The following is a 24967-nucleotide window of genomic DNA, read 5'->3' on the forward strand; positions in this document are numbered from 1 at the left end:
CGCGCCGCTTCCTTCCACCATGTCAGCAGCCAAGGAGTTTCACCATGGGTGAAATGATGAATGAAGGTCAGAGCCTGGCCAACGACATTGACCTGAGCCAGTTCTATCAAATCTTCTTTGAAGAGGCGGGCGAAAACCTCGACCAGATGGAGCAGATGCTGCTCGCGCTGGACGTGGAGAAGGCGGACGACGAGGAGCTCAACGCGATCTTCCGCTGCGCCCATTCCATCAAGGGCGGCGCCGCCACCTTCGGCTTTGCCGACGTGGCCGAACTCACCCACCAGATGGAGTCGCTGCTGGACAAGCTGCGCCGCCACGAACTCAACCCCACCGCTGCCATGGTGGACGTGCTGCTCGAATCCAGCGACGCGCTGCGCCTGCAGCTCGCCCACCACCAGGGCCGCGGCAACGACACCCCGGCCACCGGCGATCTGGTGGCCCGCATCTATGCGCTGGCCAACGGCGAAGCTGCTGCGCCGGCCGTGACCGTCGCACCCAGCGTGGCGCCGGTGACGGTGGAGGCCGCCGCTCCGGCGCGAACGGTCAACAAGCCCGAGGTCAAGGCCTTGCGCGACATCGAGATCCACATCGGTCCGCTCGACAACGTGGCGCAGGCCGACGGCGTGGCCGAGCTGTTCCGCGACATCCCCGGCCTGGGCACCATCGAGCCCCTGCCCTGCGACCAGGCGAACAAGCGCGTCTACCGCGCCACCACCACCTCGTCGGACGCCGACCTGATGGACCTCTTCACTTTCCACGTGAGCAAGGAAGAGATCTGCATCGTCGACAGCGCCGCGGCGGCTCCCACCGCGCCACCACCCTTTGCGGCCCACCCGGCCGGGTCGGCCGACTTCGGCTTCTTCGACGGCGCGCCCGGCATGCCGGAGCAGCCGGCCACGGCCGTCGCCGCCACCGCCGTGGTCATCGCCCCCGACAACACCACCAAACCCGCAGCCGCGAAAGCCGAGGCCCGCAACGGCGCACCAGCCGCGATGGAATCGAGCACGCTGCGTGTGTCGGTCAGCAAGGTCGACCAGCTGATCAACCTCGTGGGCGAACTCGTCATCACCCAGGCCATGCTGGCGCAGAAGAGCCGCGAGCTCGACAACAGTGCCAACCAGCCGCTGCTCGCAGGCCTGGCCGACCTCGACCGCAACACCCGCGACCTGCAGGAAGCGGTGATGTCGATCCGCATGATCCCGATGTCGGTGGTGTTCAACCGCTTCCCGCGCATGCTGCGCGACCTCGCCACCAAACTGGGCAAGAAGGTCGAGCTGGTCACGCACGGGGAGGCCACCGAACTCGACAAGGGCCTGGTGGAGAAGATCACCGACCCGCTGACCCACCTGATCCGCAACAGCTGCGACCACGGCATCGAAATGCCGGAGGACCGCCGCGCAAAGGGCAAGCCCGAGCACGGCACGATCACGCTGTCGGCCACGCACGAAGGCGGCTCGATCCTGATCGAGGTGCGCGACGACGGCAAGGGCCTCTCGCGCGAGAAGCTGCTGACCAAGGCCCGCGAGAAGGGCATCGACGCACCCGACTCCATGACCGACACCGAGGTCTGGAGCCTGATTTTCGCCCCCGGTTTTTCCACCGCCGACGAAGTGACCGATGTGTCTGGCCGCGGTGTCGGCATGGACGTGGTGAAGAAGAACATCACCGCGCTCAACGGCACGGTGGAAATCGACTCCGCCGAAGGCTACGGCATGCGCGTGGCGGTGCGTCTTCCCCTCACGCTGGCCATCATGGACGGCATGTCGGTGCGGGTGAGCGACGAGGTCTACATCCTGCCGCTGTCCAGCGTCATCGAATCGTTCCAGATCAAACCGGCCGACATCAACACGCTGGCGCAAGGCGCACAGGTGGTGAAGGTGCGCGACGAATACATGCCGGTGATCGAACTCGAGCGTGTCTTCCAGGTGCCGCGCTTCGAACACAGCGGCGCCAGCCCCATCATGGTCGTCGTCGAGGCCGACGGCCAGCGCGTTGCCCTCATGGTCGACGAACTGCTCGGCCAGCAGCAGGTGGTGATCAAGAACCTGGAATCGAACTACCGGCGGGTGCCCAACGTGTCGGGCGCCACCATCCTGGGCGACGGCAAGGTCTCGCTGATCCTGGACACCTCCAGCCTGGTGCGCCGCTCTCGCCACTGAAGCGCCTCGACAAACACCCCCGCGCCTGGCGCGCCCAGTCCCCAACCCGGTCAGGACACCCGATGCTGCAGCAGACCCCTTCCTTCCAACGCGTCGCACGTCCGGTGCCCCCGCCCAGGACCCCGGCGTCCGAAGACGGCCCGCTGGCAGAGGGCCGGGAATTCGTCTGGTCGGACGCCGACTTCTCGCGCATCAAGGCGCTGATCTACAAAAAGGCCGGCATCAGCCTGCACGACGGCAAGCACGCGATGGTTTACAGCCGCGTGTCGCGCCGGCTGCGCGAGACCGGTCACGACAGCTTCAAGACCTACCTCGACTGGCTGGAACACCACGACGGCGCCGAGTGGCAGGAGTTCATCAACGCCCTGACCACCAACCTCACCGCCTTCTTTCGCGAGCAACACCACTTCGAGATCCTGGCGCAGATGTTTGCCGCCAGCCGTTCGCAGAAGTGGCGCATCTGGTGCTCGGCCGCCTCCACCGGCGAAGAGCCCTACTCCATCGCCATGACCGCCGTCGAGGGCCTGGGCGGCAGCGGCTCGTACGACATCGTCAACAGCGACATCGACACCAAGGTGCTGGCCACCGCACAGCGCGGGGTCTACAAGGCCGACGGAACCAAGGGCCTGAGCCCGGAGCGCATGCAGCGATTTTTCATGCGGGGCAAAGGCAGCAACGAGGGCTTCATGCGCGTCAAGCCCGAACTGCAGAAAAACCTGAGCTTCCAGACCGTCAACCTGATCCACGACCTGCCGTTTCGCGAACCCTTCGACGTGGTGTTCTGCCGCAACGTGATGATCTATTTCGATGCCGCCACGCAGCGTCAGGTGCTCGAGCGCATCCACCGCGTGATGAAGCCCGGCGGCATGCTGTTCGTCGGCCACGCCGAGAACTTCAGCGACGCGCGCAACCTGTTTGCGCTGCGCGGCAAAACGGTCTACGAACGTCTGTGAGAAAGCCCGGATGATCGCAGCCCCCACCTCCCGACTCGACCAGCTCAAGGCCCGCAAGGGCAAGCCGGGCGAGGCCAGCTTTTTCTACAACGACCATCACTTTCACCAGGACGCGGTGAAGGTGCTGCCCGGCGAGTACTACGTGACCGCCGACGACATGATGGTGATGACGGTGCTGGGCTCCTGCATCGCCGCCTGCATCTACGACCCTCGCGTGCGGGTCGGCGGCATGAACCACTTCATGCTGCCCGACGGTGGCAACGACGCGGGCGGGCGTTACGGCTCGTTCGCCATGGAACTGCTGATCAACGAGATGATGAAACTCGGCGCCCGGCGCGAGTCGATGCAGGCCAAGGTGTTCGGCGGTGGCCAGGTCATGCACACCTTCACCACCATGAACGTGGGCGAACGCAACACGCAGTTCGTGCTGGACTACCTGCAGACCGAGCGCATTGCAGTGATCTCCAAGGACGTGCTGGACATCCACCCGCGCAAGGTCTGCTACTTCCCCGCCACCGGCAAGGCCATGGTCAAGCGGCTGGCGCACTCGCACCCCGAAACCCTGGAAACGCAGGAACGCAAGAGCAGCGCATCGGTGGTGGCCAAGGCCGTTGCCGGCGGCTCGGTGGATCTGTTCTGAAAGTCCTTGTGAACACCCCCGTCGCTTGCTCACTGCGTGCAGCCGCATCCTCCCTCAAAGGGGCAACACCTGCGGCCCGGCAAGGCACGTGAAGCAGCAAGGAGAACAAAAATGGCAAAAATCAAAGTGGTCGTGGTGGACGATTCGGCGCTCGTGCGCAGCCTGCTGACCGAAATCATCAACCGCCAGGCCGACATGACCTGCGTCGGCGCCGCGGCCGACCCGCTGGTGGCGCGCGAAATGATCCGGGAAACCAACCCCGACGTCATCACGCTGGACGTGGAGATGCCGCGCATGGACGGGCTGGAATTCCTCTCGCGACTGATGCGCCTGCGACCGATGCCGGTGGTGATGGTCTCCACCCTCACCGAGCAGGGGGCCGAGACCACCCTGCGCGCGCTGGAGATGGGCGCGGTCGACTTCGTGGCCAAGCCCCGCATCGGCGTGAGCAGCGGTCTGCAGGAACTGGCTGGCGACATCGTGGACAAGATCCGCGTGGCGGCGGCCGCGCACGTGAGGCGCCTGCCGCCCGCGCCTGCGGCCGGCACCGCCCCGGTGGGTGGTGGCGCCCATGAGGCGCCACGCGCTGCGCTGCCGCGCGTCTCGACCGAGAAGATCATCTGCATCGGCGCCTCCACCGGTGGCACCGAAGCGATCCGCGAGGTGCTGATGCCCATGCCGGCCGACGCGCCGGCCATCGTCATCACCCAGCACATGCCGCCGGGCTTCACCACCAGCTTTGCCAACCGGCTCAACACCCTGTGCCGCATCCGCGTTCAGGAAGCCCGGCACGGTGAGCGCATCCTGCCCGGCCACGCCTACATCGCGCCCGGTGGTCACCACCTGCGCATCGACCGCAGCGGCTCCAACTACGTGGCCGTGGTCGAGGACACCGAACCCGTGAACCGCCACCGACCGTCGGTGGAGGTGCTGTTCAAGTCGGCGGCACGCGTGCTCGGCCCCAACGCGCTGGGCATCATGCTCACCGGCATGGGCGCAGACGGCGCGCAGGCCATGCGCGAAATGAAGGACGCCGGCAGCTACAACTACGTGCAGGACGAAGCCAGCTGTGTGGTCTTCGGCATGCCGCGCATGGCCATCCAGTGCGGCGCGGCGCACGAGATCCTGCCCCTGACGCAGATCGCCAACGCGGTTCTCAACCGCCTGGCCAGCACGCCGGCCGGCGTGCGGCACCGCATCTGACCACCCACGTTCACCCTCAATTTTCAAAGGACAGATCACCATGACCAACCGTCGCTTTTTCACCTTGCTGCTGGCCCTGGCCGCGGCCACACCCGCGGTGTTTTCCCAGGCGCTGGAGGCGCCCAAGGGCCGGGCCATCCTCAGCATCAGCGGCAAGATCGGCGCCACCAACAAGGGCGACCTGGCCGTGTTCGACATGGCCATGATCGAGAAACTGCCCCAGCACAGCTTCACCACCCGAACGCCCTGGTACGACAAGCCGGTGAAGTTCACCGGCCCGCTGCTGTCGGATGTGCTCGCCCTGGTCAAATCCAGCGGCACCAACCTGAGCGCGGTGGCCATCAACGACTACAAGATCAAAATCCCGATCGAAGACCTCGGCAAGCATGGCGTGCTCATGGCCCGCCTGATCGACGACCAGCCGATCCCCGTGCGCAGCAAAGGTCCGCTGTTCGTGGTCTACCCGTTTGACAACGCCGCCGAGTTGCGCACCTCGGTCTATTACGAACGTTCCATCTGGCAACTCAAGGCCCTGGAATTGAAATGAACCTCCGGCCCACCGGTCTCAGCGGCTGGCGAGTCAGGCACTGGGTGGCCGCCATTGGTGCGGCCCTGCTGGTCACGCTGACGCCGCTGAGCTACATCCAGTACAAGCAGTTCGACCTGATGCAGGACGTGGCGGTCAACCAGGTCGACTCCATCATGTGGCAGTCCTACCAGCTCGAGCGTGAACTCAGCCACCTCGGCTATGCGTTGCACAGCTCCGTCGACCCGGAATCCACAGTCGAGATGGACCATCTGGTCGAACGGTACGAGGTGTTCGTCAGCCGCATCGCGCTGGTCACCGACATGCCGCGCAGCGACCTGCTCAACACCACACCGGCCTACCTGGAAGCCATCCGGCTGGTGAATGATTTTGTGACGCAGGCCGACCCGGTCTTTGCGGATCCCGACGCCCTGCTGGCACAGCGCCCTGCGCGGCTGGCATTGACCCGGGCCATCGAGCAGATCGGGCCTGCGATGGGCGAACTCACGCGCGAAGCCAACCGTGCCACGGCGCGTTTCGTGGACGAACGCAACATCCAGCTGCGCGACCAGGGCCGCCTGGTGATCGGCCTGGCCGGCATTCAGGCGCTTGTGTTGCTGCTGTTCGTGGTGCTGCTGGTGCGCCATCTGCGCCGCCAGGTTCTCCAATACGAGAAACTCCAGGCGATCTCGCGCGAACTGGCCGTGGCCAGGGACGAGGCCGAAGCCGCCAACCATGGCAAGAGCGTTTTCCTGGCGAACATGAGCCATGAGATCCGCACACCGTTCCAGGGCGTGCTGGGCATGCTCAACCTGCTCGACGAAACCCGGCTCTCCAGCCAGCAGCGCGACTACGTGCAGACGGCGCGCGACTCGGCGCAACACCTGCTGAGCGTGCTCAACGACATCCTGGATGTCTCGACCATGGAATCCGGCACGCTGCGCCTGGCGCCCGAGCCTTCGCGCCTGCGCTCGCTGGTGCAGGAGGTCGAGGGCCTGATGCGGGCTGCCGCACGCGAGAAGGGCCTGACGCTGGAAGTCGAGACCGCGCCGGACCTGCCCGAATGGGTGATGGCCGACCCCACCCGGGTGCGCCAGATCCTCTTCAACCTGCTGGGCAACGCGGTGAAGTTCACCAGTGAGGGCAGCATCACGGCCCGCCTGTCGCGGCTGGAGGGCACGCCCGATGGCGTCAGCCTGACGGTGCAGGACACCGGCATGGGCATGGACGCGGCCACCGTGGCCCAGCTGTTCACCCGCTTCTACCAGGCCGACAACTCGATTCGCCGGCGCATCGGCGGCAGCGGGCTGGGTCTGGAAATCTCGCGCAACCTGGCCCACATGATGGGTGGCAACATCGAGGTCTGCAGCGAGCCGGGTCAGGGCTCGGTGTTCACCGTGCACATGATCCTGCCGCAGACCGTGGCGCCTGCTCTGGTGGCACACACGACCGACGGCACGGGCCCGGCGCGCCAGCTGCGCGTTCTCGTGGCCGAAGACCACCCGATCAACCTGAAGTACATGAACATCCTGCTCGAACGCATGGGGCACGAAGCGGTGTTCTGCGAAAACGGACAGGAAGCCCTGCAGCTGCTGGCGAGCCAGCCCTTCGACGTGGTGCTGCTCGACTACCACATGCCGGTGCTCGACGGCCTGGCCACCACGGCGGCGATCCGCGCGCTCGACAGCCCCAACAAGGACATCAAGGTGGTGCTGGTCACCGCCGACGTGGTGAACGACACGCGCAAGAAGGCGCTGGACGTGGGCGTCAACGAGTTCGCCAGCAAACCCCTGCAGGCGCAAGACCTGCGGCGGGCGCTGCAGCGCTGCGGCCTGCTGGACGCGACCACCGTGCTGGTGGGCGACGCCGCCCCCGTCCCCGAGCCACTGGCGCCGCGCGCGCAGGACCTCGATGCCAGCGCGGCCGGCCTGATCGACACCGAGTCCTACACCGAGATCGTTGCGATGATGCCGCCCGACACCATGGACGAATTGCTGGGCACGCTGTTCGAGCCCCCCGAGGGCAGCGTGCATGTGCTGCTGGCGTCGCTGGCCGCGGGCGACGCCGCGCAGATCGCCTACGACGCACACAAGCTCAAGGGCACGGCCATGCTGCTGGGCTTTCGGGCGCTGGTGCGCACCTCGGCACAGATCGAACGACTGGCGCAGGAAGAAGACATGCCGCTGCGCCCCGAACTGGGCACCCAGCTGCTCGACGACGCCAGCCGCACGCAGCAGGCCCTGCGCGAGTTTTCGGGGGAACTGCCCGTCTGAAACCGCCATCCCGGCCGGCCCCGGTGGGCGCCATCGCCCACTTCGGTGCCCGGCGCAGGATCCCCGTCAAGCGGGCAAACGCCGCTCAGGCCTTCTCGCTCAGCAGCGTGCCGGCTTCCAGCGGCGCCAGGCTGCTGTTGCCGTTTTCATCGTAGGCAATCACTTCGCCGCCGGGCACCTCGGGCGCGGCCACGGCCGGTGCTTGGTCGTCGGCCGGTGGCAGCACCGGCCAGGGCATGGCGTCGGCCCCGGCCTGTTCGGGCGCCTGCCCGACCAGCAGCGGGGGCGGCGGAAGCCGGCGCTGGATGGTGGATGCCGCCACCGCCGACAGGTCGGGTGCGGTGTCGCTCTGGTTGCCGGGCAACTCGTTGCGGCCGCCGCTCAGACCCAGCGCCTGGTCCACCACGGCGGCACTGGCGGCCCACATGCTGGAGAGCACGTCCTGCAGGCGTTCCATGGCCTTCTTGTGGCTGGCCTTGTCGGCCTCGGCTTTCTGCAGCGCCTGCTCGGCGCGCCTGGCTGCGGCTTGCTGGCCCCCCGGCGTGACAGCCGGGCCGCCCTGGGCAGCGGCTTCGCGAGGCAACAGCGGCGCTGCGTCGCTGCCGTCGGGTTTGGCTTCGCCAGGTGCACCGGCCCGGGGCCGTGGCAGGCGGGCTTCGCGCCGGGCCTCGAGGTCGGTCTGCGCATCGCGTCCGCCGGACTGCACCGGCTTGACCGGCGTGGCTGCGCTGACCGGCGCCACGGCGGTGGACGGCGGCGTGGGCCAGGACACCGGGGTGGGGCTGGAAATGTTGATCATGGCGGACCTTTCACATGGCCACCGGGCGCAAACATGCCCGGTGTTCTTGACCCTTCATCGGCGCTCCAAAGCCGAACTTGAGCGCTCATTTCGGACAATCGCGCGCCACGGAGGCCCGACCGTGCGACAGCGAACACACACTCGGGCGGGTCGGCCGCGAGAATCGGGCCGATGACCATTGCCTTTGACCCGACACCATGCTGAGCGCTGCATGGAGCCTGACCCGTGCCACGGTGAACGCCTGGCTCGACGACTACGCACCCAGCATGGGCGCCGCGCTGGCGTTCTACACGCTGTTTTCCATCGCACCCCTGTTGCTGATCGTGATCTCGGTGGCCGGCCTGCTGTTCGGCGAACCCGCAGCGCGCGGCGAGATCCTGGCCCAGCTGACCCAGCTGGTGGGCACCGACAGCGCCGTGGCGGTGGATTCGCTGCTGCAGGGCCTGAACCGGCCGCGCGCCGGGCTCTGGGGCACGGTGGTCGGTGTGGTGGTGGTGGTCGCGGGTGCCACCACCGTGTTCGCCGAACTGCAGGATGCGATGGACCGCATCTGGCGTGCGCCGCCCCACCCCGAGGGCGGCGGCGTGCTGCGTTTCATTCGTGTGCGCCTGCTCTCCACCAGCATGGTGCTGGGCATCGGCTTTCTGCTCATGGTCTCGCTGGTGCTGAGCGCGGCCATGGCGGCGCTGGGCAAATGGTGGGCCCCCTGGCTGGGCGAATGGGCCATGGTGGCCGACGTCATCAACTTCGGTTTGAGCTACCTGTTCGTGACCACGGTGTTCGCCATGATCTACAGGTGGATGCCGCGCGTTCCGGTGACCTGGCGCGATGTCTGGCTGGGCGCGGCCATCACCGCGCTGCTGTTCACGCTGGGCAAGGAACTGATCGGCCAGTACATCGGGCGCAGCGGCGTGGCCTCGGTGTTCGGCGCGGCGGCTTCGATCGTGGTGCTGCTGCTGTGGGTGTACTACTCGGCGCAGGTGTTCCTGCTCGGCGCCGAGTTCACCAGCGTGTTCGCGCACCGGCACGGCTCGCTCAAGGACTGGGAGCCGCCCCACAGCAGCTGATGGGCCAGCCAGGTCAAGAAGCGGTACTGACCGGCTTTCCTTCTTGAGTTCGGCCCTTCAGGTGGCCAGGGCTTTGCCGATACTGTCAGTACGGTCTCGTACACAGCTGCCCTTGGGGCGCGGGGCTCCACCCAACCACAGCGAGAGCCCCATGCGCACCAATCTGCCCGTCACCCACCAGGAGTTCGTTGTTCCAGAGGGCGTGACCCTCGTGTCGACGACCGATCTGCAAAGCCGCATCACCTATTGCAACCCGGCGTTTGTTGCCGTGAGCGGCTTCGAGCGCGAAGAACTCATCGGGCAGCCGCACAACCTGGTGCGCCACCCCGACATGCCCACCGAGGCCTTTCGCGACATGTGGGCCACGCTGGCCAGCGGCTCGCCCTGGTCGGCCCTGGTGAAGAACCGGCGCAAGAACGGCGACCACTACTGGGTGGTGGCCAACGCCACGCCGGTGATGGAGAACGGCCAGGCGGTGGGATACATGTCGGTGCGCACCCGGCCCACGCGAGAGCAGGTGCAGGAGGCCGAGGCGCTGTATGCCCGCATGCGGGCCGAACACGCAGCCGGCCACCCGGGTGTGGCCCTGCACCACGGTCGCGTCGTTCGCACCGGCCTTGTCGGTCGCCTGCAGCGCATGACCCAGCTCACGCTGGGCAAACGCATCGCCGTGTCGTCGGTGGGCCTGGCGGCGGTGGGTCTGGTGGTGGGGGAATACGCCGCGGAACACGGCGCCGTGGCCCAGCTGGGCGCCGGTGCGGTGCTGCTGGTGATCGCCAGCCTGGCCGCGCTGAACCTGCGCAGCCAGATCCTCAGGCAGCTGATGCAGTCGATCGGCTTTGCCAACCAGATGGCCGCGGGCGACCTGTCGGCGCGCTTCAAGGGCGCCAGCAGCGGCGAATTCGGTGAACTCGCGCGCGCCCTCAACCAGCTCAACGTGAACCTGCAGGCGGTGGTGTCCGACGTGCGCCACGAGGTCGAAGGTGTGCAGGTGGCGTCCAACGAGATCGCCGCCGGCAACTCCGACCTGTCCTCGCGCACCGAATCTCAGGCCAGCAGCCTGGAAGAGACCGCCGCCTCGATGGAACAGCTCACCAGCACGGTGCAGCAGAGCGCCAACTCGTCGCGCGAGGCCTCGGTGCTGTCGCAACGCTCGGCCACCGTGGCACGCGAGGGCAATGAAGCCATGAGCCAGGTGGTGGCCACCATGGACGACATCAGCAAGTCGTCGCGCCGCATCGGCGAGATCATCGGCGTGATCGACGGCATTGCGTTCCAGACCAACATCCTCGCGCTCAATGCCGCGGTGGAGGCCGCCCGCGCCGGTGAACAGGGCCGCGGTTTTGCGGTGGTGGCGGGCGAAGTGCGCAACCTCGCCCAGCGCACGCTGAGTGCGGCCAAGGAGATCAAGGTGCTGATCGACGAATCGGCGGCCAAGGTCCTGCACGGCAGCCAGCTGGTGCACAGCGCCGGCCAGACCATGGCCCATGTGGTGGGCTCGGTGGAACAGGTCAACGGCCTGATCGCCGAGATCACCGGTGCCACCCACGAACAGTCGATGGGCCTGGCACAGATCAACCAGGCGGTGGGTCAACTCGACTCGGTGACCCAGCAGAACTCGGCCATGGTCGAAGAACTCTCGGCCGCGGCCAGCTCGCTGCAGGCGCAGGCCCGCGTGATGAACGATGCGGTGAAGATCTTCAGGCTCGACACCCGCAAATAGGTCCGCGGGGTGTCTTGCACCGCACAGCGGTTGCTCACCATCGCTGTGTTCGCCAGCGTACACTGGGTCCGGCAAGGGGAAACAACGACAACAGGGGACAGACAGGCCTGACCTTCCGCGCACAAGGTTGAACGAACCGGGACTACCAGGCCCCGGTTCCCCCGCAGGAGACACCGATGACACAGCAACCCACGGCGCGCAACGAGCACCTCGGGCAGGCCCCACCGCTTTCACCGGGACGACGATTCGCTGCGCCACCGCAGCCCCGTGCTAAGCCTACCGGCCCCACGCAAGGCAAGAGCGTTGCCCACATCCTGGTGGTCGAAGACCAGGCCATCGTCGCGTTCAACCTGCAGCAACAGCTCATGAGCATGGGCTACCACGTGCCCGACATCGCCGCCTCGGGCAGTGAAGCACTGGCCCTGGTGACGCAGGCGCGTCCCGACCTGATCCTGATGGACATCCACATCGAGGGCTCCATGGACGGCATCGGGGTGGCGGCGCGCATCCATGAAACCTGCCCGGTGCCGGTGATCTACCTGACAGCCTATTCGCAAGACGCCACGCTGGAGCGTGCGCGCCAGACGCACCCGTACGGTTACCTCATCAAGCCGTTTTCCGAGCGCGAACTGCACGCCACCATCCAGATGGCGCTGGAACGCCATTCGGTGGAGCAAGCCCTGGCCGAGAGTCAGCGGCTGCTGCAGCAAGCGCTGGATTCGGCCCACATGGGCACGGTGGAGTTCGACTGCGACACCGGCCACCTGCGGCTCTCGCACCAGTCAGCGCTCCTGATGGGTCAGCGCCAGGACCGCGCGCTCTCCTTCGCCGAATTCCTGTCGTCGGTTCACGAGGCGGATCGACCGGCGCTGGCCTTGCGCATGAACGACTGCAACGAGCCCCTGCACCCATTCAACGAGGAGTTCCGTGTGCGTCACGAAGGTCCGGTGGATCGCTGGGTCAAGATCGAAGCCACGCCGCTGGCCGGACACCGCTTCAGCGGCATCGTGCAGAACATCTCCGGGCGCAAGCTGGCCGAGATCCAGATGAGTGCGCGCAACGACGAGCTGGAGCATCAGGTGAACGCACGCACCGGTGAGCTGCAACAAACCATGCGCGAGCTGGAAGCCTTCACCTACTCGGCGGCCCACGACCTGCGTGCGCCCATCCGCGCCATTGCCGGGCTGAGCACCGCCATGATCGAGGACTACGCCGTCGGCCTGGGCACGCAGGGAACCCGATTGCTGCAGACCATGGGTTCGTCGGCGGTGCGCATGGGCGACCTGGTCGACGCCCTGCTCGAGATGTCGCGCCTGTCGCGCTCGTCGATGAACCTCACCGAGGTCGACATCAGCGAGCTGGCCCGGGACATCGGAGAGACGTTGCTGGCAGCCGAACCGCAGCGACGCGCCGTGGTCACGGTGGCCCCGGGCCTGCGGGCACTGGCCGACCCGCCACTGGTGCGTTGTGTGCTCGACAACCTGATGCGCAACGCCTGGAAGTTCAGCGAGAAGAAAGACGCCACCGCCATCGACGTGGGCAGCTTCATGAACGAAGAAGGCCAGGTGTTTTTTGTGCGCGACGAAGGCTGCGGTTTCGACATGGCCTTTGCCGAACGGCTGTTTGCTCCATTCAACCGACTGCACCACCACACCGAGTTCAGCGGCTCGGGCATTGGCCTGAGCATCGTCAAGCGCATCGTCTCGCGACACGGCGGCCGCGTCTGGGCGACCTCGGTGCCCGGTGAGGGTTCCACCTTTTTCTTCACCTTGCAGGAATGACGGCGCTGGCCGGTTGTTGCACCGGGTTCGGACGCACGCCCTAGAATCGCCGTTTAACCGATGAGCCTCAAATGACCACTGCCAAGACGCCCTCCGCATTCAACCGTGCCCTCACGCCCAGCGCCGAACTCGCCGCCGTGATCGGTGCCACGCCGCAACCCCGCACCGAAGTGGTGAAGCTGATGTGGGAATACATCAAGGCCAACAACCTGCAGAACCCGAAGAACAAGCGCAACATCCTCGCCGACGCCAAGCTCAAGGCCGTCTTCGGAAAAGATGAAGTCACCATGTTCGAAATGACCGGTCTGGTGGGCAAACACCTGAGCTGACCGGGCACCACAGGGCCTGCGCGCGCTGGCGCGCTCAGGACGCTTCGGGCTCCTCGCGGGGGGCCGGGCGCACGATGGTGACCGCTACCTGGCAGTGCTGCACCAGGTGCTGTGCCACCGAGCCCAGACCGCGCTCGCTTTCGCCAGCGCCATGGGCACACAGGATCACCGCGTCGCATCCGTGGCTTTCCACCAGTTCCATCAGGGTGTGCGCCGGGTCGCCACTGGCCACCACTTCCTCCACCAGCTGACTGGCAGCCGTGAGCAGCGCGACCGCCGGACGCAACAGGTCGTGCCCGGCAGCGTCACTGACTTCGTGCAGGACGTCGGGATCGTGCGCCACGACGAGTTCATACAGGTTGGGTGCTTCCTGCACATTGGCCACCACGAAGCGGGCCTTGAGGCCCGCACTGACCAGGCGCATGGCGTGGTAGGCCGCGTGCATGGACTGGTCGGAGCCGTCAACGGGGATGAGGATCTTGATCATGGTCATTTCCAGGTTCAGGGCCGCTCATTGAGCAGGCACCAGTAGAGCTCGATGTGCTCGGCCACTTCAATGAATTTGCTGAAGCTGACCGGCTTCTCGATGTAGGAGTTCACCCCCAGATCGTAGGCGGTCTTGAGGTCGGAGCTTTCCTTCGACGAGGTGAGCACCACCACCGGGATGCGCCGGAACACCGGGTGTTCCTTGAGCTTCTGCAGCACTTCCAGTCCGTTGACCTTGGGCAGGTTGATGTCGAGCAGTATGACCGCTGGCAGCGGCTCACCCGCTTCCCAGCGCGCGAGAAAAGCCAGCGCCTCTTCACCATCGCGCGCAATCTGGATGGTGTTGGAGAACTTCTTCCGGTGGAAGGCCCGCAACGTGAGGTCCAGGTCCATCGGGTTGTCTTCAACCAGCAGGATCGGCGGCAGGGAAGCGGGCTTCTTCATGCAGGAAACTCCAGAAAGAATGTGGCACCTTCCCCCGGCCGGCTCTCGGCCCAGACCCGGCCTCCCATGCGCTGCACCGCCTTGGCCACCAGCGCCAGGCCCAGGCCGGTGCCCTGGTAATCCTCGGCGCGCTGCAGGCGCTGGAAGATGCCGAAGATGCGGTCGTGGTACTTCATGTCGAAACCCACTCCGTTGTCACGCACCCAGAGAACCCGGCGGGCGCCCTCGGTGCGGGCGCCGATCTCCACCTCGGGCTGCGGTCGGGTGCGGCTGAACTTGACGGCGTTGCCCACCAGATTGCGCAGCACCACCGCCATGCCCTCGCGGTCGAGCTGCAGCACCATCGGCTCCAGTTGCAGGCTCAGCCGCACGCCGGTGCTCTCGATGTCGGCGCTGAAGCCTTCGATCACCTGGGCCACCAGGGCCGGCACGTCCACTCGCTGGTGTTCCATGGTTCGCCGCTCCATGCGCGAGTAGTCGAGCAGCCCCGAAATCAGCTCGCCCATCTGCGACACGCCGCGGCGGATGCGGCCGAGAAACTGGCGTCCTTCTTCGTTGAGATGTTGCCCGTGCTCTTCTTCAAGCAGCTGGCTGTAACCGTCGATGCCGCGCAGCGGGGCTTTCAGGTCGTGCGAGACGGTGTAGGAAAAGGCCTCCAGTTCCTCGTTGAGGCCGCGCAGCTGGGCGGTGCGCTCGGTCACGCGCTGTTCCAGTTCGGCGTTGCTCTGCTCCAGCGTGGTCTGGGCCTGCTTGAGCTGGGTGATGTCGAGCAGGGTGCCGCTGTAGCTGTAGAAGCCGGGCGTGGCCATGGGTTTGCTCTGCACGCTGCCCCGGAACCAGCGCAGGGGACCGAGGTCGGGATGGCGGCGGAACTCGGCGGTGAGCATGGCCTCGTCGCCCGGCATCGAGCGCATGAAACGCTCGGCGCGGGAGCGGTCGTCGGGGTGGATGCAGGCGAGGTAGGCCGCCAGGTCGGGTGGTGGTCCCAGCGCTTCGTCGCGCCCGATGTTGCGGTACATCTGGCGCGACCACCAGATGTCATGGCTCTGCGTGTCGTACACCCAGCTGCCCAGGCCGGCCATGGACTCGGCCAGCTCCAGCAGGTCTTTCTGCCGACCGATCGCTGCCTCGGCCTGCAGGCGTTCGGTGATGTCCTTGATGGTGGAGAACAGGTGCTTGAGCGAGCCGTCGGGGTGGCGCACCGCGCGCACGTCGAGCTCGGTGTGCACGACACTGCCGTCCTTGCGCAGGAATCGCTTGCGCATCGAATAGTGGTCGGTGCGGTTGGCCAGCATGGCGTCGCGCAGGGCCAGGTTGTGCTCCAGATCGGGCTGGGGCGTCATCTCGGTCCAGGTCATGCGGGTGAGTTCCTCGCGCGGGTAGCCCAGGATCGTGCACAGCTGGCTGTTGACCTGCAGCCAGCGCGTGGAGCCGGGTTCCGAGATCGCCATCCCGATGAAGGGCAGTTCGTAGAACAGGCGCAGGAAGCCGGCCTGCTCCTGCTGCGCCAGCTGCGCCTCTTTCTGCACCGTGATGTCGAGCAGCACGCCGCTCATGTGGGTGACCACACCCTGTTCGTCGCGGGTCAGCGTGGTGCGGTCATCGACCCACACCCAGCCGCCGTCGGCCCGGCGCAGCCGGTATTCCTGGCGGTGTTCGTCGGGGCCCTGCCGGAAGTAGCGGTCGGCCTCGGCCGTGATGGGCGCGATGTCGTCGGGGTGAATGAGCCCGGCGTAGTTCAGGGAGCCGTCCACCAGGTCCACGGGCCGGTAGCCCCACTGCGCCACCGACTCGCTGATGTAACTCATGGGCCAGCCGGGCAGGTTGAGCCATTCGATCACCACCACCGGCGAGCGGTCGACCAGATCGACCAGGTGGCGCAGCTGCGTCTGCCCCCTCTGCAGCCGTTCGGCCATGCGGTCGGCCTCGCTGCCGATCATGGCGAGTTCGTCCTTCCCCGCCAGCGCCACCCGGGCCTGCAACTCCCCGTCGCCGATGCGCTTGAGGGTCGACGCGAGGTGCCGGGCGCGGCGGAACCACACCAGGTGCATCAACAGGGCCAGCAAGGCCGCCAGGCCCAGCAGCAGCAGGCCCTCGCGCCAGGCGTCTTCCCGCAGGTCGGCCAGACGCACGGCCCGCGGCAGGCTCAGGTCGACCACGGTGACCAGGCGTCGACCGCTGGGGACCGGCACGATACCCACCAGCCGCTGCGTGGCCGGCAGGTGGACGACGCTGATGGCCCCGTCCGACACGTCGCCCGACACCGCCTGACCGACCTCGGCAAGATCGGCGCGCTGGCGCAGCACGTCGCCGAAGGGCTGCCCGATGTCCGATCGCACCAGCGAGGCCTCCACCAGGGCGTCGCGCTCGAGCAGGTAGATGTGCTGCATGCCGCCGTACAGGCCCAGCCCACCCACCAGCCGGCGCACCAGGGTGGGGTTGTCCAGCGCGGACAAGGCGCCCAGACGGCTCTGCTCCACGCTCAGGCGCTCGCGCAGGCGCCGGGTTTCCTGTTCGACCACCTGCGCGCCGAGGTTGCGCAGTTGCACCACATGGCTCACCGTGGACGCGGTGAGCGCGAACAACACCAGCATCAGCGGCGCCAGCCAGCGCCCCGGCAGGGTGAGGCGGGACAGCAAGGGCTTCACGGCGTCCCGGCCTGCGCCGCCAGACGCCGCATCGGCGCGCTGTCGATCAACCCGTCCCAGCGCGGCGGGCGCTGGATCAGACCGATCTCGAGCAGGGCCTCGGCCACGACCCGGGCTTTTTCCACCAGCGGTGGCGGGTCGCCCTGCAATTCGTGCGCCGATGCTTCGCGGGAATGGAAGGCCAGGCCCCCCAGCACCGCCATGTAAGCCTCGGGCGAGAGCTCGGTGCCCCGTGCCAGCGACTCGGCCGCGCCCGCCCTGTCGAGCTGGAAGGCGTGCAGGCCGGCGTACCAGCCGAGCAGCAGGGCGTCCACCGCAGCGGGGCGCTGCTGCAGCACCTCGGCGCGCACCACCAGCACGTCGAGGATTTCGCCCGGGATCTCGCTGCTGTCGAAAATGCGCCGGTAGCCGGCGGCTTCGATCGCGCCGGCCAGCGGCTCGAAGGACACCGCTGCCGCCGCCTGTCCGGACTGCAGCGCTTCGAGGTGGCGGGCCACCTCGACATTGGTCACCCGCACGTCGGCGCGGGTCAGACCGGCCTGCTGCAGCAGGCGTTGCAGCAGCAGGGCACCCACGGCCGAGTCTTCCACCGCGACGAATTCGCCCTTGAGCATCGCCGGCGAGGTGATGCGCGGCAGTGCGATCACCGCGTCGCCACCGGTGGAGGCATCGAGCACCGCCACGATGCGCACCGCCACGCCACTGTCGATCAGGCGAAGGGTTTCATCGAGCGTGAGCGTGGCGGCATCGAGCAGGCCGTTGCGCAGGTGAAGCACCGTCTCGGACGCCGAGGCCAGTTCCACCACCCTCAGTTGCCCGGGATCGGTCAGGCCCCGGTCGCGCGCCAGCACCAGCGGGTCGTAGCCGACCCAGGGATTCATGCCCACGGTGAGCGGCGGCACGACCGCCTCGCCACAGGCCGCCAGCACCAGCACCGCCGCGGCGACCAACGCGCGCCACCTCCGGCGCAAGCACCTGCCCTGCAATGGTTTCTCCCCTGTTCGCCGGGGCACGAAAGGCCCGGGCGACGTTTCACAAGCACACCAGGGCCGTCCGCCAGCCCCCCGGGCCGCGCGCAACAGACTGCTGCACATACCCTGCCGAGTGTAGGGCGCAGGGGTGAAACCGGCGTCACGGGTGCGCAACACCGGGGGCATGGGTGCACAAATGGTCCGGCACCGGGCGGCGGTTCGGCCCGCTCGGCATACTGAACCTTTCGCGACCCGTTCGACCCCAACCCGCATGATCGAAATTTCAGACCTGTCCATGCACTACCAGCTGGGCGCCACGCGCATCGACGTGCTGCGCTCGGTGAACCTGTCGGTGGCCGCCGGCGAGCGCGTGGCCATCACCGGGCCCTCCGGCTCGGGCAAGACGTCCTTGCTGCTGCTGCTCTCGGGCCTGGAGCGACCGGGCAGCGGGCGCGTGGCCATTGATGGCACCGGGCTCGGCGGCATGGACGCCGACGCCCTGGCCGACCTGCGGCGCGACCGCATCGGCATCGTGTTCCAGTCGTTCCACCTGCTGCCCAGCCTGAGCGCGCTGGACAACGTCGCCCTGCCGCTGCAGATGGCCAACCGCCCCGATGCCCACGAACGCGCAGCCGCCCTGCTGCAGCGGGTGGGCCTGGGAGCGCGGCAAGGCCACTACCCCAGCCAGCTCTCGGGCGGCGAGCAGCAGCGCGTGGCGATCGCCCGGGCGCTGGTGCACCGCCCGCGACTGCTGCTGGCCGACGAACCCACCGGCAACCTCGACGACCACACCGGCGAGGCGATCCGCGACCTGCTGTTCGAACTCAACCTCGAGGCGGGGACCACGCTGGTGCTGGTGACGCACGACCCCGACTTCGCGGCGCGCTGCGACCGCGTGCTGCGGCTGCACGACGGCCACCTGACCGAAGTGAAGAACTCGCGGGCAGCCGATGCGATTCCTGTTTAGCCTGGCCTGGCGCGACCTGCGCGCCAGTGGCCGACACCTGTGGATCTTCTGTGCCTGCCTGGTGCTGGGCGTGGCCCTGGTCACGGCCGGGGGGGGTCTGTACCGCCAGGTCGCAGGCGCACTGCAGAGCGACGCGCGCCAGCTGTTCGGTGGCGACGTGGAAGTGGAACAGACCACACCGCTGGCACCCGAGGTGCTCGGCTGGATGAACGAGCGCGGCACGGTCGCGCGACTGGTGGAGCTGCGCACCATGCTGCGCGCACCCGATGGCCGCGCGCAACTGATCGAGCTGCAGAGCGCCGACGCGCGCTACCCGCTCTACGGCACGGTGGAGCTGGCCCCGGCCGGCGACCTGTCCAGCACGCTGACCGAGCGCAACGGCGTGTGGGGTGCCGCTGTGGACGCCACCCTGGCACAGCGCATGGGCCTGCAAGCCGGCGACACGGTGGAAGTGGGCAACCTGAGCCTGCAGGTGCGCGCACTCGTGGTGCGCCAGCCCGACCGCAGCCTGCGCGCCGACTGGGGCGGCGCACCGGTGCTGGTGGCCGACGGCGCGCTGGCCGCCACCGGGCTGGTGCAGCCGCTCAGCCGGGTGGAGTACCACTACCGCGTGCGCACGCCGCAGCCCGCCGCCTCCTGGCGCGACGCCTTCATCGCGGCCTTCCCCGACCTGCAGGCCGAGGTGCGCACCTTTGCCGAGCGCAGCGACCGCATGGCCGAGGTGCTGGGACAGATCGGCTCGGGCCTGTTGCTGATCGGCTTCTCCGCCCTGTTCATCGGCGGACTCGGCGTGTTCAACAGTGTGCAGGCCTACCTGCAGGGCAAGCTGGGCACCCTGGCCACGCTGCGCGCCTTGGGCCTGCGCGACGGCCGCCTGGCAGCCATGGTGCTGTTGCAGGTGCTGATGCTGGCGCTGCTCTCCAGCCTCGCCGGCGTGTTCATCGGCAACGCCCTGGCCCTGGCCGGCACCTGGGCGGCGGCACAACAACTGCCGCTGGCGCCGCTGCTGGCCGGGCTGTGGCTGCCATCGCTGGTGGGCCTGTGCTTCGGCGTGCTGACCGCACTCACCTTCGCGCTGCCCGCGCTCGGTCGCGCGCTGTCGGTGTCACCGGCGGCCCTGTTTCGCGGCATCGACGGCAACACGCTGAAAACGCCGCGCCGTGTGTGGTGGCTCACCGCGGGTGTTGCCGCGCTGGTGGCCGTGCTGGTGGTGGCCAGCGTGCCCGATGCGCGCTTCGGCCTGGCCTTCGTGCTGGCCACCGTGCTGCTGCTGTTGCTGCTCGAAGGCGTGACGCGACTGCTGCGCGCACTCGCGCGGCGCCAGCTGCTGCGGCCCGGTGCGCGCCTGCCGTTCGAGCTGCGCCTGGCCATGGCCGGCCTGCAGCGCAGCGACTCGCCCCTGCGCGCGGCCCTGCTGTCGCTGGGCGCGGCGCTCACGCTGCTCGTGGCCTGCACGCTGGTGGTGACTTCGCTGTTGCGCACGGTGAACCAAACCGTGCCCGCCAACGCGCCGGCCATGGTGTTCCACGACGTGCAGACCGAACAGCTCGCGCTGCTGCAGGACACGCTGAAGGCACAGAGTGGCCTGCGCCAGCTCACCACCGCACCACTGGTGCTGGGCCGCCTGATCGAGGTCAACGGCGAGGTGCTGCGCGACAGCGCCGACGGCGAACGGGTGCGCGAAGCGCGCGACGAACAGAAGCTCAGCAGCCGCGCCGGCAACATCGACGACGTGGTGATCCGCGACGGCGCCTGGTGGCCGGCCGACCACACCGGTGCCCCGCTGGTGGCGATGGAAGACCGCGAGGCCGACCAGCTCGGCCTGCGGGTGGGCGACCGGCTGACCTTCGAGATCCTGGGTGCGCCGGTGCAGGCCGGGCTCGCCGCCATCTACAGCCAGCGGCGCCTGCAGGCGCGCCTGTGGCTCGAGGGCATCTTCAGCGACGGCGTGCTCGACCCCTACATCACGCGCCACGTGGGGGCCGCCTGGCTGGATCCGGCCGAAGCCGTGCGGGTGCAAGACCAGCTGGCCGCCGTCGCGCCCAACATCGCCACCGTTCGCACCGAATCGCTGCTGCGCGAGACGCGCGCGCTCATGGGCCGCGCCAGCAGCGGCCTGGCGGTGGTGGCCGGTGTGTGCCTGGCCGCCAGCCTGCTGGTGCTCGCCAGCGTGGTGGCCAGCAGCCGCGCGCGCCAGGTGTTCGAAGCCACGGTGATGCACGCCGTGGGCGCGCGCCACTCGAGCCTGCGGCGCGTGCTGGTCTGGGAATACCTGCTGCTGGCGGTGGTGACCGCGGGTTTTGCCATGCTGGCCGGCAGCGCTCTGGCCACCGGACTGCTGCGCTGGCGCCTCGACCTCGACCCCATGGGCCTGTACTGGACCGGGGCGCTGACCGCGATCGGCGTGAGCGCGATCAGCCTGGGGCTGGGCGCGCGTTACCTGCTGGCGCAGATGCGGCTGAACCCCGCCATGCTGCTGCGCAGCGGCACCTGATCAGGCCACGGCCGGCGCCATGAAGCTGGCGCCGAGGTGGCCCACCTTCACGAAAATCAGCGCGCCCTCGGGCCCGGTGAAGGGTGTGTGCTGGCTCCAGCGCGGGTTGCGCAGCCAGCTGTGGCGGGGGTAGCTGCCGTGCTCGTCGCGAAACACGCCTTCGAGCACAAAGATCTCTTCACCACCCGGGTGGCGGTGCGGGTTGAACCGCGTGTCGGGCGCCCAGCGCACCAGCGCCGTGCTCACGCCGTCGTGCTCGTGCAGGGGCATCACCGTGAGGCCCGGCACCAGACCCTGGCGCCAGGGCTCGGCGCGGGTGTCGATGCGCACCGGGGTCAGGTCGTCGGCGGCGAACTGCCACAGCTTGACCAGCAGCACGCAGCCCGCCTGCGAAAACGGTGCGTGGCGCGAACCCGGCGGGTTGCGCAGGTAGGTGCCGGCCGGGTGATCACCGGTCTCGTCGGAGAACACACCCTCGAGCACCAGGATTTCTTCGCCGCCTCCGTGGGTGTGCGCGTCGAACCGCGAGCCGGGTGCATAACGCACCACGCTGGTGGCGCGCGCCACCTCGTCACCCACCCGGTCGAGCAGGCGACGTTCCACGCCGGGCAGGGGCGAGGGCTGCCAGGCGGCCGTGTCGGCCAACTGGGTCGCACGCAGGGAGAAGTCGTCGTTGAGGTTCATGGCAATGTCCGTCCAGGGACCGGATTGCAGCACGCCTGCGTCAGCCGCGCTGGCGTGGGCCCTTGGCAGCTTCAGCGGTGGGTGCGGTGGCGAACAGACAGGGCCCGGCGCGCTGCGGACACTGAAAACTTTCGTTTTCAATCAGCAGACCATCCATGCACCGCATCACCACCGCCGACCAGACCTCGATCTACCTCAAGGATTGGGGCGAAGGCCAGCCGGTCGTGCTCGTGCACGGTTGGCCGCTGAACGCCGACAGCTGGGACGATCTCGCGGTGTCGCTGGTGGAAAGCGGCCACCGAGTGGTCGCCTACGACCGGCGCGGCTTCGGCCGCTCCTCGCAGCCCTGGAACGGTTACGACTACGACACCCTGTCCGACGACCTCTGGGAAGTGATGGAACAGCTCGACGTGCAGGACGCCACCCTGGTGGGCTTCTCGATGGGTGGCGGCGAGGTGGCGCGCTACATGTCGCGCCACAACGGCAAGAACGTGGCCCGCACCGCCCTGATCTCCTCGGTGCTGCCGTTTCGCCTGAAGACGCCGGACAACCCCGCCGGCGCCGAAGGCTCCGCGTTCGACAAGACGGCCCGCGCGCTGACCGACGATCGCGCCAAGTTCTTCACCGGCTTCTTCCGCGACTTCTTCAGCCTGGGCTCGATCGACAGCCGCGTCAGCGATGAAACCCTGCGCTGGGCGCACGGCATGGCCATGCAGGCCGGCCTGCGGCCCACCCTGGCCGCCATGCGCGCCTTCTCGAGCACCGACTTCCGTCCCGACCTCGCGGCCTTCGATGTGCCCACCCTGCTGATCCACGGCACCGACGACAAGACGGTGCCGATCGCGGCATCGAGCCGGCTCGCGGCGGCGGCCATCGACGGCGCGCAGTTGGTCGAATACGAGGGTGCCCCGCACGGCCTGTTCGTCAGTCACAAGCAACGTCTGTGCAAAGACCTGCTGGCGTTCCTGAAAGCCTGAGGACCCGGCGGCCATGGCCAAGCGCGCGGCGGCGTCCGGTTGGGTGAAGCTGTTCAATCGCAACCTGGCCGCGCTCGCGCGCACCACCCGCAGCGCCCAGCGCTGCTGGAACGGGTACGACACGCGCAGCGGCCGTGCCCACGCCGAAGTGGCATTGATCCTGGCCGCCATGCGCGGTCACCACCTGCCCGCACCGTGGTCGCCCTCACCGGGACAGGCGCTGCTGCCGCTGCCTCCGCTGCTGGTGATCCAGGGACAGCGTCGCGCCAGGCAGGTGACCGACTTCAAACACCGGGGCCACACCGCTGTCACCCTGATCGACGTCGCCCAGCTCGGCCACGCCTGGAGCGGTGGCGCCCCCAACCAGCCCTACAGCGACGCGCAAGGACCCGATGCATCGCGCATGGTCTGGACCTTCGTCTCGAAACAGTTTCCCCCCACCCGGGCGGCGCTGGCGCCCAACGCGCCCCAACCGGCCGGGCCCGCCGCACGCGTTCCGGCGCAGCCCGCCTTCACCATTCCCTCTCTCCTGAATCCCCTGGCGCTGTTGGCGTCGAAGGGTGCGACACTCAAACCATGAACCGACCCCCGATCCACCCCGCGCCCGAGCAGATGCAGGCTCCATCCACCGGCAATGCAGATGGCGACCACGTGTCGCCCATCACCGCGCCGGTCGACCCGCTGTTTCTGGCAGCACCGCGCGTCTCCACCTTCCACGGCAAGCAGGCGCTCACCAACGCCAGCGGCTTCTTCTTCGAACGCGACGACCGACTGTTCCTCGTGACCAGCCGGCATGTGGTGATCGACGAAGACACCCAGCACTTTCCGGACCGGCTGGAGATCGAGCTGCACCTGGACGCCTCCAACCTCACACGCTCCACCGGCTTTTCGATGCTGCTGTACGACGAGGGCGAGGCGGTCTGGCGCCAGGGCAAGGACAGCGGCGGCGAGATCGACGTGGCGGTGATCGAGCTCGACCGCAAGGCCCTGCCCGACGAGTCGGTGATCCGGGCCTTCAGCCCGGCCCACCTGTCCACCAGCTTTGCCGACGTGCACCCCGGCGAGTCGCTGCTGGTGGTTGGCTTTCCGCTCGGCTTTCACGACGCCCTGCACCACCTGCCGGTGCTGCGCCACGCCATCATTGCCTCGCCCTACGGCATCCGTTTCCAGGGCAACGGCTACTTCCTGACCGACGCCCGCACCCACCGTGGCACCAGCGGTGCGGCCGTGGTGATGCGCGACACCTCTCCCGAAGCCCTCAATGCCGCCCTGCCCTGGAAGCTGCTGGGCGTGCACTCGGCCCGCATGGACATGGGCGACCGCGATCTGGTGCTCGACGAGTCGCTCGGCCTGAACTGCGCCTGGTACGCCGACATCCTGCTCACGCTCACCGCGCCGCGCAAGAGCGATTCGGTGGCGTGAACGGGTTCAGCGCCTTCGGGCGCGGGCACGCGCGCGGTCCGTCGCGTGATAGCGGTTTCCGACACCGAGCCCACCCGCGCCCTACCCCGGGCAGCATCCAACCAATGAAGTCTTAAGAACTACACTCCGCGGTCCTTTTTGTTGCAACAAGCAACAAATCACCGTCAACAAGCTGGCCGCTCAGGCCAGTTCAAGGAGTGATTCATGAACAAGTGTCGTCATCGCCCGTTGTTCAATGCAGTGCGAGGGCTGCGCATGGTCGTGGCCGAGTGCACCCGCACCATGGGCAAGGCGACCACCGGAGCAGCCATGCTGCTGACCAGCTTGCCGCTGCAGGCGCAGATCAGCGCCGACCCTGCCGCCCCCGGCACGCTGCGCCCCACGGTGCTTGGCGCGGCCAACGGCGTGCCGCTGGTCAACA

At 68.0% G+C, this 24967-nt stretch carries 22 protein-coding genes; 16 read left to right on the forward strand and 6 right to left on the reverse strand.

The features are described from left to right. The first annotated feature begins 44 nt into the window (after nucleotides 1-44). The 6 genes from QUV35_RS16400 to QUV35_RS16425 all read left to right on the forward strand — a co-directional run bounded on the left by QUV35_RS16400 (nucleotide 45) and on the right by QUV35_RS16425 (nucleotide 7754). Nucleotides 45-2159 (forward strand): chemotaxis protein CheW, encoded by a 2115-nt coding sequence (locus tag QUV35_RS16400; RefSeq protein WP_300876509.1) that lies wholly within the window; start codon nucleotides 45-47, stop codon nucleotides 2157-2159. A 62-nt stretch (nucleotides 2160-2221) separates the two neighbouring features. Beyond that, nucleotides 2222-3112, forward strand: a complete 891-nt coding sequence (locus QUV35_RS16405; RefSeq protein ID WP_300876512.1) for a CheR family methyltransferase — start codon at nucleotides 2222-2224, stop codon at nucleotides 3110-3112. Nucleotides 3113-3122: 10 nt separating this feature from the next. Further along, nucleotides 3123-3752, forward strand: coding sequence for a chemoreceptor glutamine deamidase CheD (cheD, locus tag QUV35_RS16410; RefSeq protein WP_300876514.1), 630 nt, complete (start codon nucleotides 3123-3125; stop codon nucleotides 3750-3752). Nucleotides 3753-3863: 111 nt separating this feature from the next. Continuing rightward, nucleotides 3864-4955 carry a chemotaxis response regulator protein-glutamate methylesterase gene (locus tag QUV35_RS16415; protein ID WP_300876517.1) on the forward strand — a complete coding sequence of 364 codons (1092 nt, stop codon included), beginning with the start codon at nucleotides 3864-3866 and terminating at the stop codon, nucleotides 4953-4955. Nucleotides 4956-4995: 40 nt separating this feature from the next. Next, entirely contained in the window at nucleotides 4996-5502 is a 507-nt protein-coding gene (locus QUV35_RS16420) for a hypothetical protein (RefSeq protein ID WP_300876520.1), read from the forward strand. After that, nucleotides 5499-7754, forward strand: a complete 2256-nt coding sequence (locus QUV35_RS16425; RefSeq protein WP_300876523.1) for an ATP-binding protein — start codon at nucleotides 5499-5501, stop codon at nucleotides 7752-7754. The genes QUV35_RS16420 and QUV35_RS16425 overlap by 4 nt, the downstream gene beginning before the upstream one ends. Before the next feature lie 85 nt (nucleotides 7755-7839). Here the strand turns inward: QUV35_RS16425 and QUV35_RS16430 are convergent, their stop codons facing one another. Then, a complete protein-coding gene (locus QUV35_RS16430; protein WP_300876526.1) occupies nucleotides 7840-8553 on the reverse strand; it encodes a hypothetical protein in 714 nt (237 codons plus the stop codon). A 197-nt stretch (nucleotides 8554-8750) separates the two neighbouring features. On the opposite strand from QUV35_RS16430, the gene QUV35_RS16435 reads away from it, so the two are divergent. The 4 genes from QUV35_RS16435 to QUV35_RS16450 all read left to right on the forward strand — a co-directional run bounded on the left by QUV35_RS16435 (nucleotide 8751) and on the right by QUV35_RS16450 (nucleotide 13453). Next, nucleotides 8751-9620, forward strand: coding sequence for a YihY/virulence factor BrkB family protein (locus QUV35_RS16435; protein WP_300876529.1), 870 nt, complete (start codon nucleotides 8751-8753; stop codon nucleotides 9618-9620). A 151-nt stretch (nucleotides 9621-9771) separates the two neighbouring features. Then, nucleotides 9772-11343: a PAS domain-containing methyl-accepting chemotaxis protein gene (locus QUV35_RS16440; protein ID WP_300876532.1), complete on the forward strand. Its 1572-nt coding sequence runs from the start codon at nucleotides 9772-9774 to the stop codon at nucleotides 11341-11343. Nucleotides 11344-11519: 176 nt separating this feature from the next. Beyond that, nucleotides 11520-13124: a response regulator gene (locus QUV35_RS16445; protein ID WP_300876535.1), complete on the forward strand. Its 1605-nt coding sequence runs from the start codon at nucleotides 11520-11522 to the stop codon at nucleotides 13122-13124. 71 nt (nucleotides 13125-13195) lie between these two features. Continuing rightward, on the forward strand, nucleotides 13196-13453 hold the full coding sequence (locus QUV35_RS16450; protein ID WP_300876538.1) for an SWIB/MDM2 domain-containing protein: 258 nt from the start codon (nucleotides 13196-13198) through the stop codon (nucleotides 13451-13453). 34 nt (nucleotides 13454-13487) lie between these two features. On the opposite strand, the gene QUV35_RS16455 is transcribed toward QUV35_RS16450, so the two are convergent. The 4 genes from QUV35_RS16455 to QUV35_RS16470 are packed head-to-tail and all read right to left on the reverse strand — an operon-like array spanning nucleotide 13488 to nucleotide 17981. Beyond that, nucleotides 13488-13940 (reverse strand): universal stress protein, encoded by a 453-nt coding sequence (locus QUV35_RS16455; RefSeq protein ID WP_300876540.1) that lies wholly within the window; start codon nucleotides 13938-13940, stop codon nucleotides 13488-13490. Nucleotides 13941-13954: 14 nt separating this feature from the next. Beyond that, nucleotides 13955-14383, reverse strand: coding sequence for a response regulator (locus tag QUV35_RS16460; RefSeq protein ID WP_300876543.1), 429 nt, complete (start codon nucleotides 14381-14383; stop codon nucleotides 13955-13957). Further along, nucleotides 14380-17022 carry a PAS domain S-box protein gene (locus QUV35_RS16465; protein ID WP_300876545.1) on the reverse strand — a complete coding sequence of 881 codons (2643 nt, stop codon included), beginning with the start codon at nucleotides 17020-17022 and terminating at the stop codon, nucleotides 14380-14382. Before QUV35_RS16465 ends, QUV35_RS16460 begins: the two co-directional genes overlap by 4 nt. 5 nt (nucleotides 17023-17027) lie before the next feature. Next, complete coding sequence (locus QUV35_RS16470) at nucleotides 17028-17981, reverse strand: ABC transporter substrate-binding protein (protein ID WP_300876547.1); 954 nt, start codon at nucleotides 17979-17981, stop codon at nucleotides 17028-17030. Between the two features lie 292 nt (nucleotides 17982-18273). Between QUV35_RS16470 and QUV35_RS16475 the strand changes: the two genes are divergently transcribed. Further along, on the forward strand, nucleotides 18274-18969 hold the full coding sequence (locus tag QUV35_RS16475) for an ABC transporter ATP-binding protein (RefSeq protein ID WP_300876550.1): 696 nt from the start codon (nucleotides 18274-18276) through the stop codon (nucleotides 18967-18969). After that, a complete protein-coding gene (locus QUV35_RS16480) occupies nucleotides 18953-21463 on the forward strand; it encodes an FtsX-like permease family protein (RefSeq protein ID WP_300876553.1) in 2511 nt (836 codons plus the stop codon). The genes QUV35_RS16475 and QUV35_RS16480 overlap by 17 nt, the downstream gene beginning before the upstream one ends. Here the strand turns inward: QUV35_RS16480 and QUV35_RS16485 are convergent, their stop codons facing one another. Then, the gene (locus QUV35_RS16485) at nucleotides 21464-22147 is read right to left on the reverse strand and encodes a cupin domain-containing protein (protein WP_300876556.1); all 684 of its coding nucleotides are present in this window, start codon (nucleotides 22145-22147) and stop codon (nucleotides 21464-21466) included. Nucleotides 22148-22302: 155 nt separating this feature from the next. Here QUV35_RS16485 and QUV35_RS16490 point away from each other — a divergent pair, with 155 nt between their 5' ends. The 4 genes from QUV35_RS16490 to QUV35_RS16505 form a co-directional block, all read left to right on the forward strand. Beyond that, complete coding sequence (locus tag QUV35_RS16490; protein ID WP_300876559.1) at nucleotides 22303-23124, forward strand: alpha/beta hydrolase; 822 nt, start codon at nucleotides 22303-22305, stop codon at nucleotides 23122-23124. A gap of 13 nt (nucleotides 23125-23137) precedes the next feature. Then, entirely contained in the window at nucleotides 23138-23704 is a 567-nt protein-coding gene (locus QUV35_RS16495) for a hypothetical protein (protein ID WP_300876562.1), read from the forward strand. Nucleotides 23705-23736: 32 nt separating this feature from the next. Continuing rightward, nucleotides 23737-24546, forward strand: a complete 810-nt coding sequence (locus QUV35_RS16500) for a serine protease (RefSeq protein ID WP_300876571.1) — start codon at nucleotides 23737-23739, stop codon at nucleotides 24544-24546. A 204-nt stretch (nucleotides 24547-24750) separates the two neighbouring features. Next, nucleotides 24751-24967, forward strand: a 217-nt coding sequence (locus tag QUV35_RS16505; RefSeq protein WP_300876565.1) for an ESPR-type extended signal peptide-containing protein, incomplete at its 3' end; no start/stop codon positions are given.

The organism is Hydrogenophaga sp., assembly GCF_030373225.1.
Lineage (GTDB): Bacteria > Pseudomonadota > Gammaproteobacteria > Burkholderiales > Burkholderiaceae_C > Hydrogenophaga.

Excerpts from the sequence above, each read along its gene's own strand:
- QUV35_RS16400 (WP_300876509.1), top strand. The coding sequence starts at position 45 with ATGGGTGAAATGATGAATGAAGGTCAGAGCCTGGCCAACGACATTGAC.
- QUV35_RS16405 (WP_300876512.1), top strand. The coding sequence starts at position 2,222 with ATGCTGCAGCAGACCCCTTCCTTCCAACGCGTCGCACGTCCGGTGCCC.
- cheD (WP_300876514.1), top strand. The coding sequence starts at position 3,123 with ATGATCGCAGCCCCCACCTCCCGACTCGACCAGCTCAAGGCCCGCAAG.
- QUV35_RS16415 (WP_300876517.1), top strand. The coding sequence starts at position 3,864 with ATGGCAAAAATCAAAGTGGTCGTGGTGGACGATTCGGCGCTCGTGCGC.
- QUV35_RS16420 (WP_300876520.1), top strand. The coding sequence starts at position 4,996 with ATGACCAACCGTCGCTTTTTCACCTTGCTGCTGGCCCTGGCCGCGGCC.
- QUV35_RS16425 (WP_300876523.1), top strand. The coding sequence starts at position 5,499 with ATGAACCTCCGGCCCACCGGTCTCAGCGGCTGGCGAGTCAGGCACTGG.
- QUV35_RS16430 (WP_300876526.1), bottom strand. The coding sequence starts at position 8,553 with ATGATCAACATTTCCAGCCCCACCCCGGTGTCCTGGCCCACGCCGCCG.
- QUV35_RS16435 (WP_300876529.1), top strand. The coding sequence starts at position 8,751 with ATGCTGAGCGCTGCATGGAGCCTGACCCGTGCCACGGTGAACGCCTGG.
- QUV35_RS16440 (WP_300876532.1), top strand. The coding sequence starts at position 9,772 with ATGCGCACCAATCTGCCCGTCACCCACCAGGAGTTCGTTGTTCCAGAG.
- QUV35_RS16445 (WP_300876535.1), top strand. The coding sequence starts at position 11,520 with ATGACACAGCAACCCACGGCGCGCAACGAGCACCTCGGGCAGGCCCCA.
- QUV35_RS16450 (WP_300876538.1), top strand. The coding sequence starts at position 13,196 with ATGACCACTGCCAAGACGCCCTCCGCATTCAACCGTGCCCTCACGCCC.
- QUV35_RS16455 (WP_300876540.1), bottom strand. The coding sequence starts at position 13,940 with ATGATCAAGATCCTCATCCCCGTTGACGGCTCCGACCAGTCCATGCAC.
- QUV35_RS16460 (WP_300876543.1), bottom strand. The coding sequence starts at position 14,383 with ATGAAGAAGCCCGCTTCCCTGCCGCCGATCCTGCTGGTTGAAGACAAC.
- QUV35_RS16475 (WP_300876550.1), top strand. The coding sequence starts at position 18,274 with ATGATCGAAATTTCAGACCTGTCCATGCACTACCAGCTGGGCGCCACG.
- QUV35_RS16480 (WP_300876553.1), top strand. The coding sequence starts at position 18,953 with ATGCGATTCCTGTTTAGCCTGGCCTGGCGCGACCTGCGCGCCAGTGGC.
- QUV35_RS16485 (WP_300876556.1), bottom strand. The coding sequence starts at position 22,147 with ATGAACCTCAACGACGACTTCTCCCTGCGTGCGACCCAGTTGGCCGAC.
- QUV35_RS16490 (WP_300876559.1), top strand. The coding sequence starts at position 22,303 with ATGCACCGCATCACCACCGCCGACCAGACCTCGATCTACCTCAAGGAT.
- QUV35_RS16495 (WP_300876562.1), top strand. The coding sequence starts at position 23,138 with ATGGCCAAGCGCGCGGCGGCGTCCGGTTGGGTGAAGCTGTTCAATCGC.
- QUV35_RS16500 (WP_300876571.1), top strand. The coding sequence starts at position 23,737 with ATGCAGGCTCCATCCACCGGCAATGCAGATGGCGACCACGTGTCGCCC.